The sequence below is a fragment of the Campylobacter sp. RM15925 genome, from assembly GCF_012978775.1.
Lineage (GTDB): Bacteria > Campylobacterota > Campylobacteria > Campylobacterales > Campylobacteraceae > Campylobacter_A > Campylobacter_A canis.
Window position 1 is genome coordinate 1 of the sequence record NZ_LIWP01000008.1, and the last position, 12,597, is coordinate 12,597.

13 protein-coding genes are annotated in these 12,597 nt (G+C 40.2%); 8 read left to right on the forward strand and 5 right to left on the reverse strand.

The features are described 5' to 3' along the window. The 4 genes from CDOM15925_RS05980 to gdhA form a co-directional block, all read left to right on the forward strand. Window positions 1-326: DpnII family type II restriction endonuclease (locus CDOM15925_RS05980; protein ID WP_169942102.1), on the forward strand; the 326-nt coding region annotated here is incomplete at its 5' end. Beyond that, entirely contained in the window at window positions 316-1,137 is an 822-nt protein-coding gene (locus CDOM15925_RS05985) for a DNA-methyltransferase (protein ID WP_169942103.1), read from the forward strand. The genes CDOM15925_RS05980 and CDOM15925_RS05985, both read left to right, overlap by 11 nt. 81 nt (window positions 1,138-1,218) lie before the next feature. Beyond that, window positions 1,219-1,641 (forward strand): Sua5/YciO/YrdC/YwlC family protein, encoded by a 423-nt coding sequence (locus tag CDOM15925_RS05990; protein WP_169942105.1) that lies wholly within the window; start codon window positions 1,219-1,221, stop codon window positions 1,639-1,641. A 256-nt stretch (window positions 1,642-1,897) separates the two neighbouring features. Next, window positions 1,898-3,256 carry an NADP-specific glutamate dehydrogenase gene (gene gdhA / locus CDOM15925_RS05995; RefSeq protein WP_169942107.1) on the forward strand — a complete coding sequence of 453 codons (1,359 nt, stop codon included), beginning with the start codon at window positions 1,898-1,900 and terminating at the stop codon, window positions 3,254-3,256. Window positions 3,257-3,510: 254 nt separating this feature from the next. On the opposite strand, the gene CDOM15925_RS06000 is transcribed toward gdhA, so the two are convergent. From CDOM15925_RS06000 to CDOM15925_RS06010, 3 genes are read right to left on the reverse strand one after another with little or no spacing between them, the layout of a single operon-like run. Next, window positions 3,511-4,491 (reverse strand): amidohydrolase family protein, encoded by a 981-nt coding sequence (locus CDOM15925_RS06000; protein ID WP_169942109.1) that lies wholly within the window; start codon window positions 4,489-4,491, stop codon window positions 3,511-3,513. Then, a complete protein-coding gene (locus CDOM15925_RS06005; RefSeq protein WP_169942111.1) occupies window positions 4,478-7,942 on the reverse strand; it encodes an acyl-[ACP]--phospholipid O-acyltransferase in 3,465 nt (1,154 codons plus the stop codon). The genes CDOM15925_RS06000 and CDOM15925_RS06005 overlap by 14 nt, the downstream gene beginning before the upstream one ends. Then, a complete protein-coding gene (locus tag CDOM15925_RS06010) occupies window positions 7,939-8,586 on the reverse strand; it encodes a MerR family transcriptional regulator (protein WP_169942113.1) in 648 nt (215 codons plus the stop codon). Before CDOM15925_RS06010 ends, CDOM15925_RS06005 begins: the two co-directional genes overlap by 4 nt. A gap of 246 nt (window positions 8,587-8,832) precedes the next feature. Here CDOM15925_RS06010 and CDOM15925_RS06015 point away from each other — a divergent pair, with 246 nt between their 5' ends. Continuing rightward, window positions 8,833-9,258, forward strand: a complete 426-nt coding sequence (locus tag CDOM15925_RS06015; protein ID WP_169942115.1) for an isoleucyl-tRNA synthetase — start codon at window positions 8,833-8,835, stop codon at window positions 9,256-9,258. 51 nt (window positions 9,259-9,309) lie between these two features. Next, window positions 9,310-9,462: a hypothetical protein gene (locus CDOM15925_RS06020; protein ID WP_169942117.1), complete on the forward strand. Its 153-nt coding sequence runs from the start codon at window positions 9,310-9,312 to the stop codon at window positions 9,460-9,462. Window positions 9,463-9,591: 129 nt separating this feature from the next. Here the strand turns inward: CDOM15925_RS06020 and CDOM15925_RS06025 are convergent, their stop codons facing one another. After that, window positions 9,592-10,236 (reverse strand): tRNA threonylcarbamoyladenosine dehydratase, encoded by a 645-nt coding sequence (locus CDOM15925_RS06025; protein ID WP_169942119.1) that lies wholly within the window; start codon window positions 10,234-10,236, stop codon window positions 9,592-9,594. Further along, complete coding sequence (gene surE, locus CDOM15925_RS06030; protein ID WP_169942121.1) at window positions 10,229-11,002, reverse strand: 5'/3'-nucleotidase SurE; 774 nt, start codon at window positions 11,000-11,002, stop codon at window positions 10,229-10,231. The genes CDOM15925_RS06025 and surE overlap by 8 nt, the downstream gene beginning before the upstream one ends. Before the next feature lie 128 nt (window positions 11,003-11,130). Between surE and CDOM15925_RS10210 the strand changes: the two genes are divergently transcribed. Then, entirely contained in the window at window positions 11,131-11,568 is a 438-nt protein-coding gene (locus tag CDOM15925_RS10210) for a lysozyme inhibitor LprI family protein (protein WP_169942123.1), read from the forward strand. Then, window positions 11,565-12,596: a lipid-A-disaccharide synthase gene (lpxB, locus tag CDOM15925_RS06040; RefSeq protein WP_169942125.1), complete on the forward strand. Its 1,032-nt coding sequence runs from the start codon at window positions 11,565-11,567 to the stop codon at window positions 12,594-12,596. Before CDOM15925_RS10210 ends, lpxB begins: the two co-directional genes overlap by 4 nt. Window position 12,597: the final 1 nt, after the last annotated feature.

Sequence of the window (12,597 nt, forward strand, 5' to 3'; positions counted from 1 at the left end):
CTGAAGTTAGCAGCCAAGAGCTCGGCTTAAATTTAGGTAGCGATAACAAAGTATTTGACTTTGTAATAAAATCAGATAGCCTAACCTATCTGATTGAGACGAATTTTTATAGCGTAGGAGGCTCAAAATTAAATGAGGTAGCAAGAGCCTATACAAAAATCGCTCAAGAAATTTCAAAATTTAACGGATTTGAATTCATCTGGATAACGGATGGGCAAGGCTGGTTAAATGCTAAAAACAAACTTCAAGAAGCTTATGAAAACGTTAAGATTTATAACCTAGCCACGCTTCATCTTTTTGCTCGCGAGATAAAAAATGATAGATAGTATGACAAGCGAGTTTAATCTTATCCAAGGCGATTGCTTTGAAATCTTGCCGAAATTCACAAAAGAATTTGATCTAATCTTTGCCGATCCGCCGTATTTTTTATCAAACGACGGCTTAAGTATCCAAAGCGGGCGGATAGTTAGCGTCAATAAGGGCGCGTGGGATAAGAGTTACGGAATAGACGAGATTGACGGGTTTAACCTAACTTGGTTAAATTTAGCAAAAAATGCGCTAACGGATAATGGGAGCGTGATGATAAGCGGAACGTATCACAATATCTTTTCTATCGGGCGGGCTTTGCAGAAGCTTGATTATAAAATTTTAAATATCATCACATGGCAAAAGACAAATCCGCCGCCAAATTTTAGTTGCAGGTATCTTACCCACTCTACCGAGCAGATCATATGGGCGAGAAAGAGCGAAAAGCATAAGCATATCTTTAACTATGAGCTCATGAAAAAGCTAAATAATGATAAGCAGATGAAGGATGTTTGGAGTTTTCCGGCTATTGCGCCTTGGGAGAAAGCTTGCGGTAAGCATCCGACGCAAAAACCGCTTTCGCTTTTGGTTAGATTGATATTGATGGCAAGCGTTGAAAATTCAGTCATTTGCGACCCTTTTAGCGGTTCAAGCACAACCGGAATCGCTGCAAATTTACTTGGACGAAAATTTGTAGGCATAGAAAAAGAGGATGAGTTTATAAAAATTTCTTTAGATAGGAAAAGAGAGCTAGATCAAAATTTGAATAAATTTAAGAGTAAAATTTCCGATTTGAAGCTTATTTCAAAGATAAATTCAAGCCTTATCTAATATAAATTTATAGATTTAAGTTAGCTATAATTTTACAGCGATAAACTCACAAATAATTTATCTTTTAATAAAAGGAAAATTTTGATCTACCTAGCGCAAACAGACACTACGGCGGGATTTTTAAGCAAGGATTTTAAGGAGATAAATCGCTTAAAAAACCGTCCTTTGCATAAGCCTTGCCTTATCACTACGTCAAAATTTAGCGAGCTAAAAACGCTTGTGCGGGTTCCTGATAAATTTAAAAATTTGGTGCGCCGAGCAAGAAAAACTACATTTTTATATCCGAATTTAAAGGCCGTGCGGGTCGTCAAAGAGTGTGCGCACGCTAAATTTCTTGATCAAAACGGCTGGTTTTACTCAAGTAGTGCGAATTTAAGCTCGGAGAAATTTGACGAAGTTTGGGCTAGAAGCGTTGCTGATGTAGTTGTCGATGAAAATTTTCAAGAAAATTCAAGCTCGAAAATCTACAAACTATCAAAAAGAAATTTAAAAAAGATAAGATAGATAAATCATAAACTCAAAACGCACTTACTTTTTATATATTAAGTAATTAGGTTATATAAAATTTCAATTTATAAAATTTAAATATTAAATAAAAGCTCTTGTTCGCCAAAATTTGTTTCTATTTACTAAGTAAATTTCTTCATAGTTTCGATATGTAACATCAAATGGTTAAGATAAAAATATAAAATTAAATTTAAAAAAATAAAAAATCATATCGTGCTAATATTTCACCATAAATTGTTACAAAGGAGATAGCGTGAGTGAGTATGTAAGCAAAATGATGGAGCATATCAAAAGAGCAAATCCCGGGCAAGATGTGTTCGTGCAAGCTGCAACCGAAGTGCTTTATAGCCTGGAGCCGCTTTTAAAAAAAGAGAGTAAATACCAAAAGCACGCCATCTTAGAGCGCATCACGGTGCCTGAAAGAAGCGTAATATTTCGCGTTACATATACGGGCGATGACGGTAGCGTGCACGTGCACAACGGATATCGCATCCAGTTTAACTCCGCTGTGGGTCCTTATAAGGGCGGGCTTAGGTTTCATCCGAGTGTTGATCTTGGAGTTTTGAAATTCCTTGGGTTTGAGCAGATTTTTAAAAATTCTCTTACGGGCGTGCGAATAGGCGGCGCAAAGGGCGGAAGCAACTTTGATCCCAAAGGAAAGAGCGATAATGAGATAATGCGATTTTGCCACTCTTTCATGAACGAACTTTACCGACATATAGGCGATACGACCGATGTGCCCGCAGGCGATATCGGCGTGGGAGCGCGCGAAATCGGATATATGTTTGGTCAGTATAAGAAGCTTACGGGCAAATTTGACGGAATTTTTACGGGCAAGGGGCTAAACTGGGGCGGAAGTCTGGCTAGGACGGAGGCTACGGGATATGGGGTTGTTTATTTTACGCAAAATATGTTAAGGCGCGCAGGACTTAGCCTGGAAGGCAAAAAATGCGCAGTAAGCGGATCGGGTAACGTGGCGATTTATACGATTAAAAAGCTTTATGATGTGGGCGCTTTGCCCATAACGGCTTCTGACTCTAGCGGGTTTATTTACGACAGTGAAGGCATTGATATAAACGCTCTTAGAGAGATTAAAGAGGTGCAAAGAGGGCGTATAAGCGAGTATTTGAAATTCCGTCCGCATGCTAAATTTACGCCTGTTAGCGATTATGAGCAAGGCAGAAACGCGGTGTGGAACATGCCTTGCGACGGAGCGTTTCCGTGTGCAACGCAAAATGAGCTGCGACTTGCGGATATTAAGACGCTTTATGCTAACGGCTGTAGGTTTGTAGCAGAAGGGGCAAACATGCCAAGCACTTTGGATGCGATAAATTTTATGCTGGCGCAAAAGGATTTTTATTTCGCTCCGGCAAAAGCGGCAAATGCCGGCGGAGTAGCTACTAGCGGGCTTGAGATGATGCAAAATGCAAGCATGACTTCATGGAGCTTTGATGAGGTAGATGAGAAGCTTCACGGTATCATGGATCATATCTTTGAGTTAAGCTATGAGACGAGCAAGGAATTTGGCGATGAGGGCAATCTTGTGCTTGGCTCAAATATCGCTGGCTTTAGAAAAGTGGCTGATGCGATGATAGATCAGGGGTATGTGTGAAATTTGCCATGAAGCGAAGGTGAAATTTAAGTGCGCTTATGCTTGCGTGCGTGGCGAAATTTAAAGAGTCTAAATGCAAAATTTAGCCGTGTTTATACTTGCCGTTTTTGGTATTTGTGTATCTAGTTATGCCTGATAAATTCGCAGTTGCTAAGAAATTTGCGGCTTTTTTAATGATAGCTCAGTTTATCTATGTCGTCTTTTGTGCACTATAAGCCTTGCAAGGTATTTAAACTCGCAAGGCTTTATCAAATTTACTCGGCTATGAGTTTTTTATAGTTGCTCCATATCGGATTTTCCTCGTCAAAATACTCCAAAATTCCGTTAGCATATCTATCAAAGGGATTTTGCAGCTTATGCAGATCAAGCCGTGTCTTAAAATTTAAATCATAGCTGTTGTAGATAACCGAGTAGGGCACAGGGAAATCAGATCCATAAAGCAGCTTTTCATGCACCTCTTTTTGCTCGCTTAAGTGGCGAAGCACTTTGGCACGAACGGGCGTTAAGAGTGCGGAAACATCGGCGTATAAGTTATCATGCGTCTTTAAAAGCTCTAAAAGAGCGTGATACTCTTTGTTGAAATTTCGCGGCTTTTTCGAGATGGCGCGAAAGATATTGCCGTCATACCCCAAAGCCATGTGCGCACAAATCGTATTTACGCCGACCTTTAACGGATGATAAAGCATGCTGATATCCTCGCACGCCTTATCCGAATGGATGGTGTTTTCGTTGCCCACATGCACGATTAGGGGCAAATTTAGCTCTTTGAGCTTTTCAAAATACGCTCTAAACCGCTCTTTTCTCGTATCAACTCCCCAGTAATTTTGCAAAAATTTCGCCCCTTTAAAGCCCTTTTCGTGATATTTTTCTATAAGCTCAAGCGCGTCCGGGCGAAGCGGATTTATCGAAAAAAACGGCACGATGATGCCTGGATTTTCTTTATAAACTTCAAACACATCGTCATTTGTTGCACATACGGTTTTGTCCTTATGCAAAATTTCGCCGCGCTCATTTACTTTCGCATCAACTCCAAAAAGCGCGATTTTGCCTACGTATTTTGAACTTCTTAAGTTGTTTATGAGGCCTTTTTTGTAAGCCTCATAAGGATTTTCGTAAAGCTCTTTAGCCTCAAGTCCAAATTTCTTAGCGAAAAAATTTATGGCAAATTTGTCGAAAAACCGATCAAATTTTACCTCCGAACTAAGTAAATGAGTGTGTATATCAAGCGTTTTCATCTGATTTTTCCATTAAATTTGCGGCTAGGTTTTTTGCTCCTTTGAAGTCGGCTTTGCCGCTTGCTAGCGTTGGCAGCTCATCAACTAAAAATATATGCGCAGGCTGCATAAGCGCAGGTAAATTTCCCTCTCTTAGCTTTGAGGCTATCTCGCTTTCGCTAAGCTCGCTTTTAGCGATGAGCACGACGCATTCGCCCTTTTTCTCATCGGGCATATTTACCGCGATAAAATTCGCCTCATCGGCTAAAATTTGAGCTATTTGCTCCTCTACGCTTCCTAGGCTTATCATCTCTCCGCCGATTTTGGCAAAGCGCGAGTATCTATCTACGATACTTACGAAACCTTTTTCGTCGATATGACCTTTATCTCCTGTTTTGTAGTATCTGGTGCCCTCTATCTGAACTATCACTTCGTTAGTTTTTGTTTCGTCGTTTAAGTAGCCTTTCATCACTTGCGAGCCGCCTATGACGATAAGACCGTCTTCATTTACGCTAAGTTCGCGTAGAGTATCCGGATCTATGATCTTTATAATGGTGCCCGGAAGCGGCAATCCAACTGAGCCCGGTTTGTTGAAATTTAGCTCTTTGAGGCTTTCTTTTTCAATGATGTCAGGCATATTTACGGCTGCTACGGGAGCGGTTTCGGTCGTGCCGTATCCTTCGTAAATTTCAAGTCCGAATTTAAGCCTGAAGCTGTCTTTTACCTCTTTTTTTAACTTTTCTGCACCCGCAACGACCATGCGAACGCTTTGAAACATAAGCGGAGTGAGTTTTTTGTTTTTGATATAAAGCCTAAAAAACGTCGAAGTTCCAAAAAGAATGCTAACCGAGTGCTTGGCTGCCATTTTGCCTACTGCCGCACCGTCCGTAGGATCAGGCACGCTTACCATCTTTACGCCTTCGCAAAGCGGCATGAGTGTGGTTACTGTTAGTCCAAAGGAGTGAAATATCGGAAGCGAGTTTAGTATCACGTCATCTTTTCTGAAATTTAGCAGTTCGCTGATCTGCTTGATGTTTGCAAGCAGGTTTTTATGGCTTAGCTCGATACCTTTTGGTTCGCCTTCGCTCCCGCTGCTAAATAAAATAGTAGCCGTATCTTCAAGACTTACATCGGCGAAGTAAAGCGCTTTAATAAGGCTTTCAGGAGCAAAAAGCGCAAGCATGAACGAGTAAATTTTAAGCGGTTTGCTTACCTTTTTACCAAGCTCTTCCACGCTTAAAATTTTGCCCTCTAAAACACTAGCGAAATCAAACCCCTTGCTTGAAAGCTTCTCAAGAAATTTGTGCGATGTGATAACTCGCTTGATATCAGCTTTTCTAAGTGCCGCGTTCATAGCCTGCTCGCTTAGAGTGTAGTTTAAATTCACGGGAATTTTGCCCATAACCAAAAGCGTCATGTTGATGATAGCGCCTATAGCCGAGCTTGGAAGTAGCACTCCGACGTGCTTTTCATTTTTTAGCTCGGATTTTAAAATTTTGGCAAAGACAAGCACGGCAGTGATAAATTTGGCATTGCTTAGGCTCGTGCCCATACTGTCTACCGCGCACTCTTTGAGTAAATTTGACTTAGCCGTATCAAGCCAGTGATGAGTTAGCGGCTTTTGGCGAGAGAGGAAATTTTCCCACGATGAAAACGAAAGCTCGACCACCTTTTGCTTCATGGCTGCGCTATCTATGAACTCATAAATCGGCTTACCAAACGCCACGATGATCTCACGCTTGCCTTTTTTGGCTGTTAGTTCCTTATAAAATTTATCCGCTCTTGAAAAGCTTGAACCCCAAAGTCCGCGCAGATAAAACGGCACTATGCAAATTTCATCAAGATCTTTTATGATGAGCTCAAAGCCTTTTTGAAATTCATTGATCTGACCGTTATAGCTGATGTGCCCTTCAGGAAATAGCGCAACGACTTCGCCGTTTTTAAGATGCTTTCTGATAAGTTCTATTGACTCTTTACTAGCACCTGCTCCGATTGGAATAACTTTAAAGAATTTTAAAATCCAGTTTAGATACCATTTGTTGTAAATGCCTCTATACATCACAAATTTTATCCCTCTAGGGCTTGCTACTTGAAGCACCAGCCAATCAATCCAGCTTATATGGTTGCCAAGCATCAAAACCCCGCCGCTTTGAGGAAGATTTTTAAGTCCTTCGACGTTAAATTTGTAATTGCTCTTAAGAAGCGGCAAAAGAAGCAGTCTTGTAAATAGATGCGGAAGCTGAAAAATAGCGTAAAAGCTTCCAAGCAAACACACCGCCGAAGCGAAGATAAAGAGACCTTTGGTTGAAATTCCCGTATAGACAAAGGCGATGCTTAAGCATAAAAACGCGACCATTGCGATGTTTTGCAAGAAGTTGTTGCCCGCCATTATCTTGCCCATATCTTTTTCAGGTGCGAAAAACTGTATAGTGGCGTTTAGCGGCACGATAAAGAGTCCGCCAAAAACTCCGAATAAAAACGAACAAAGAGCTATGACAAAGGCGCTATTTGCCGAACCGAATATAAACATCGAGACAAAAATTCCAAACGCACCGATCGGCACGATACCAAGCTCGATGTGAAATTTACTCATCGCGCCCGCTATATACGAGCCTATGATAAGACCCACGGCGCTTACGGCTAGAATTCCTTGTATGATAATTGCGTTATCGTCGTTAAATAAAATTTTATAATGCGCGGGAAACGCTGCTAGTATCACCTGTGAAACTCCCCAAAATATGCTAAGTCCGATGATGCTAAGCCAGATATTTTTGTCTTTTCTTAAAATTTTGATATTTTCTTTTAGATAGCTAAGCTTAAAGTATCTTTTGGCGTTAAATTTGCCGTCTTTATTTTTAGCTTCAAAATAAGGGAGTCTAAATGCAAAAATCGCTTCAAGCGCGCTTAGAGCGACTAAGAAAAACCCTATCACATATATGCTTGATAAAATTTCATTCGGACTTGAAGATGCTACGTAAAATATCTCAAACATATAAGAAAATGCAAACGAACTAAACAGTATCGCAACGATAGTAAGAGCCTGTATAACGCCGTTTGCCATGCCTAAAAGCTCCGTGCCTACGATTGATTTGATGATGCCGTATTTGGCTGGCGAGTAGATGGCGCTTTGTACGGCTAAAATTAGCGTTAGGAAAAATGCAAGCTCAAAAAGCCCTAAAAGATAGCTAAGTAAGATAAGTAGGCAAATGGCTACCGCAACAAGCGAGGATATCTGTATGACTTTGGTTTTGGAGTATTTGTCGTTGATAAATCCCGAAGGCGAAAAAAGCACGATAAAAGGCAGCAGTATCATCGCGTTTATGAGTGCGGTTAAGACTACTAGAGTATCGCCTGAAAAGCTCTTTAAAAGCACGTTTTGTATGGTTATCTTATGCGCTAGATCAACGCTTGCGTTTAAAAACGCGATAGCAAGATAGGGTAAAAATCCCTTGATGTATAGTAAATTTTTCATCTGTTTTCCTTTTGGTAAAACTCTAATGTATGCATGTTTAGTATGTATGGTTTTGCGATTAGCAAGATGTCAAAGAGGTGTTTTAAGCTTTCATTTCTGCTTGCTTCATCTACGCCCTCAAGCGATTTAAAAGTAAGCGCGACCTCTTCTTTGGCTAGCTTTTTGGCTAAATTTATATAAGCTTTTAGTATCTCAAGCTGGTTTTTATCCGACTTCATGATGATGGCTAAAATTTCTCTTTCTTTAGCCGTAAATTTGCCCTCTCGCGGCATCAAAAAGCCGTCTTTTACATATTTTTCAAGCGTTTTTTGATCTATCTTAAATTCCTTGCAAAGCTCATCGGCGCTATAAATTTGAGTAAGCGATGCTCCCATGACAAGCTCAAGCGTGCCCAAAAGCGTTTCGTATGGGCTTTTGATATCAAAATTCGGATGTGCAAAAAGCGCTTTTATCTCCGCTATTGTTGAGTTAAAGTTGCTTTGGAGATATTTTATAAACTCAATTATCTCCACGCACTCCTCGCTATAAAGGTGCAAATTTGCTTTTTCTTTAAAGGGCTCGGGCAGTAAGCCTTCTTTGATGTAGTAAAGGATGGTTGATTTAGGCGTTTTGCTACGCTCTATAAGCTCATTCATCTTTAGCATTTTCATTCTCCTTTTTAAAATTTATGAAATCTTACACCCTTTTAGCTTAAAATAGTGTTAAGTGACACTTTACACTATTTATATTTTAACTAAACCCGCTCGGCTTTTAAATTTTGCTTTTGACCTTGATGTTTTAAGATAAAATTTGAGCTTTTAAATTTGATAATTTGCTTTAAGATAGGCTTATTTTAGCCTCAGTTTTGAATTCAAAGCCTAATTTCAATATAATTTCTCAAAAGGAATTAGATGAAATTTGTAAATGCGTTTTTTATCGGATTTTTATTTGTCTTAGCCGCCATCTTTACGATTTTTGTGGGGCTTAAGACCAGTTATTTTGATTATTACGGCGTAAATGAATACTTTAACGTCATATTCGTTGATAGCGTGCCGTGGCTTTTGATCTTGCCTATCTCTCTTGTGTTTGGATATCTTATTTTATACGCTCCTTTTAGAAAATTTATGCGCGTAGTTTTTGTTTTGATTTTGCTTGTAGCCGCCACTTCTTGGCATGATGGTATTGGCAAAAAGGTCGGAGAAGCGTTATTTGCAAAGCCTGTTATGCTAAAAGACGCAAAAGGAAATGAATTAAACGCGATTGAAATTTATAAAGGCAGAAGCAAAATTTATTATTTTGATGAAAATTCTCACAAGAGTTTTGAGAGAAAAATTTAAAGCCAAAGCGGCAAGTATAAAATTTACGTTGATGCGGATTAAAAGAAGGTTATGCAGGAATTTTTACCAGATATCATAAAACTTTTAATGATCTTGGCTGTTGTTTTAGTTCATATTTACAGCCGTAAAATCACTAAAAACATGATGATACTTTTTACTATCATCTCAATTATCTTGGTTATCGAAACATTTAGGAGGGTTTAAGATGATGAATCGCCTCTTAATCGCGCTTTATAGCCTTTTTGAGCTTGAAAGACGGATAAATAAAAAGACGATTTATCTTAGTATTTTGATTTTTATCGATTATGTTTGTCTTAGTATTATTTTTAAGTTTTAATTTTCACCGATTAGCTTTTTAACCGCCAAGCTCGCCAAATTTAGTCCAAAAACAGCCGTTACTCCCATGAAACTTCCAAGCTCTTTGCAGTTTGGCTCTTCGGTTGAAAACACTACTTCAAAATCGCCTTTAAAGCCTGATTTTCTAAGTTCATATCTAAATTTCCTAGCCAAAGGATCGTTGCAAGTTTTCCAAACCGAAGCGACGCAAATTTTAGTAGGATCAAGCCTTTTTGCCCCACCCATCGAGGAGATGAGTTTGCCGTGCACTGCATTTGCAAGAGCAACCTTAGCTGCCATATCGTCAATCGCATCGATTACCAAATCAAACTCGCTAAAGTTAAAATTCGCCAAAAATTCAGGCGTTATAAGTTCGCAAATAGGCGTGATGTTAGGATAAATTTTAGCAAATTCGCCTACCTTGACCGCTCCGACCGCTTCGCTATAAATTTGGCGATTTTGATTTGTGATGTCAAATGTGTCTTTATCTATGATGGTTATTTGCCCCACACCCGAACGAGCAAGTGCATCAACGCAAATTCCGCCCACGCCGCCAACTCCGCAAACTAAAATTTTAGCCTTTTGAAGTTTGGCGAATTTTTCATCGCCCAAAAGCCACCTAACGCGCGTAAATCTATCCATCAAGGCTCTTTTTGAGCGAATTTAAGCTCGCGTGCGCCGTCATATCAAGCATTATGGGCGTTAAGCTCGCGTAGCCTTCGTTTACTACGCTGATATCGCTTGGATCGCCTTGCTCGTAATCAAGCGCGGCAACTCCCAGCCAGTAGTACTCCACTCCGCGGGGATTGCGATTGAGCGTTGCGTGAGTCGCGTAGCTTCGCCTGCCCACGGGCACTACTTGATAGCCCTTAAAATCTTTTTGCGTAACGGCGGGGATATTTACGTTTAAAAATTGCCTTTCAGGCAAGCAAATTCGCCCATCAAGCACTCGAGGAACGATAAATTTAACTATTTCTCGCGCCAAAGAAAAGCCAAGCATATCGATGCTGTCGTTTTTGTAAAATTGCGAAAACGCTATGCTCTTAACTCCTTGCAAAACCCCTTCCATAGCCGCTCCACACGTGCCTGAGTAGGTTATATCCTCGCCTAAATTCGCGCCGTGATTTATGCCGCTTATGATGAGGTCGGGCTTTTTGTTATAAAGTGCGTGAAGCGCCAGATATACGCAATCACTCGGCGTTGCGTCATCGAGTTTAAAGAAGTTATCGTCTATCTTTATAAACCTAAGCGGCTTTGTAAGAGTAAGGGAGTGCGCGCAGGCTGATTTCTCGCTACTTGGGGCTACGATAGTAACGTTTGTATCTGGAATTTCTTTTAAGGTTCTGGCTAGCTCATGAAGCCCTTTAGCCTCGAATCCATCGTCGTTTGTGATAAGAATTTCTTTCAAATTTCGCCTTTAAAATTTTTGCGATTTTAACATAGCTTTCGTTATAGCCTGATAAAGCCAAATTGTAAATTTATTATTTATTTAGCCACTTTTAGGGATAATCTTTGTCAAATTCCAAAGGATAAAATGTGCTTAAAAAATTTACATTTATCGTGCTTGCGGCAAGCCTTGCTTTTAGCGCGCAGCAGCTTGTTGTTAAAACTGAAAGCGCTCCAAATTTAAGCAAAAGCGTAGCGGATGAATCTGAACTAAGAGTAAAAGCGTGCATAGAGGCCGGTAGCTCTACGGCAGGGATGATAGAGTGCATAAATAAAGAGTTTGAAATTCAAGACAAAATTTTAAACGAAACTTATAAAAAAGCTATGAGTGTATTAAACGACGAAAATAAAAAGAAGCTAAAAGATATCCAAAGAAAATGGATCGCTTATAAAGAGGCTAAATGCCCGTTTATACCGCCTCAAGGCACGATGTATCTCGTTGTTTCGGCGAATTGCTATCTAAAGATGACTAAGGAGCGAACGCAAGAGCTTCAGTACGTCATAGAAGAGTTTGAGGGAAATCAGTGAAGTTGCTTGTTTCTTGCCTTGAGGCTTCGGCAAATTTGCACCTGGCCGAGGTGCTTGAGTATCTGCATAATTACGAGCTTAACGGCATATTTGATGAGAAATTCGGTGAGCCTTTTATGCGAAGTAGCGAATTTTCGGCGATGGGTTTTGTGGAGGTTTTGCCACTTTATTTTAAGGCAAAACGCGCCATCAAAGAGATGGTAAATTTAGCTCGCGAGTGCGATCACGTCTTGCTCATCGATAGTCCGGCCTTCAATTTACCGCTGGCAAAGGCGATTAAAGAAGCAGGCATTAAAACGCCTATAACTTACTACATCTTGCCGCAAGTTTGGGCTTGGAAGGCGGGCAGAGTGGCTAAAGTGCAGAAGTATTGCGATAACTTGGCTTCTATCTTGCCTTTTGATAAGATGTTTTATAGCCGTGCTACTTACGTGGGACATCCTTTGATGGACGAGCTTAGAGTGCGTAAAAATACGCTTATAAATAGCGGTAAGATAGCCTTTTTACCAGGCTCTAGAAAGGCTGAGATAACTAGGCTTATGCCTGTTTTTCGCGAAGTTGCTAAGCAGATAGAGGGCGAAAAGCTACTTTGCGTGCCTGAGTTTTTGATGAAAGAGCTTGAAATTTACGGTGATATAAGCGAATTTACGCTTACAAATAACGCACCAAGAGCGCTCTTGCAAAGCGAATTTGCATTTATCTGCTCGGGAACGGCTACGCTTCAATCAGCCCTTATCGCAACGCCGTTTGTGCTAGCTTACAAGGCAAAAGCCATTGATATGTTTATCGCTAGAAGGCTTGTGAAAGTGAAATTTGCAGGGCTTGCTAATATCATCTTTGATTTTTTAGGCAAAGAGCCGCTTCACACCGAGCTTTTGCAGGATGAAGTAACTGTGCAAAATTTGCTTAAGGCTTATCAAGAGTGTGATAGGCAAAAATTTATAAACGGCTGTGCGCAGCTTAGAGAGTATCTTGAGCACGGCTCTGCAAACGCAGTTGCAAATATTATACAAAATAAAAAAGGATAAA

Coding starts and splice junctions, on each gene's coding strand:
- CDOM15925_RS05985 (WP_169942103.1), top strand. CDS start 316: ATGATAGATAGTATGACAAGCGAGTTTAATCTTATCCAAGGCGATTGC.
- CDOM15925_RS06020 (WP_169942117.1), top strand. CDS start 9,310: ATGCAGGAATTTTTACCAGATATCATAAAACTTTTAATGATCTTGGCT.
- CDOM15925_RS06005 (WP_169942111.1), bottom strand. CDS start 7,942: ATGAAAAATTTACTATACATCAAGGGATTTTTACCCTATCTTGCTATC.
- CDOM15925_RS06010 (WP_169942113.1), bottom strand. CDS start 8,586: ATGCTAAAGATGAATGAGCTTATAGAGCGTAGCAAAACGCCTAAATCA.
- CDOM15925_RS06025 (WP_169942119.1), bottom strand. CDS start 10,236: ATGGATAGATTTACGCGCGTTAGGTGGCTTTTGGGCGATGAAAAATTC.
- CDOM15925_RS06000 (WP_169942109.1), bottom strand. CDS start 4,491: ATGAAAACGCTTGATATACACACTCATTTACTTAGTTCGGAGGTAAAA.
- CDOM15925_RS06015 (WP_169942115.1), top strand. CDS start 8,833: ATGAAATTTGTAAATGCGTTTTTTATCGGATTTTTATTTGTCTTAGCC.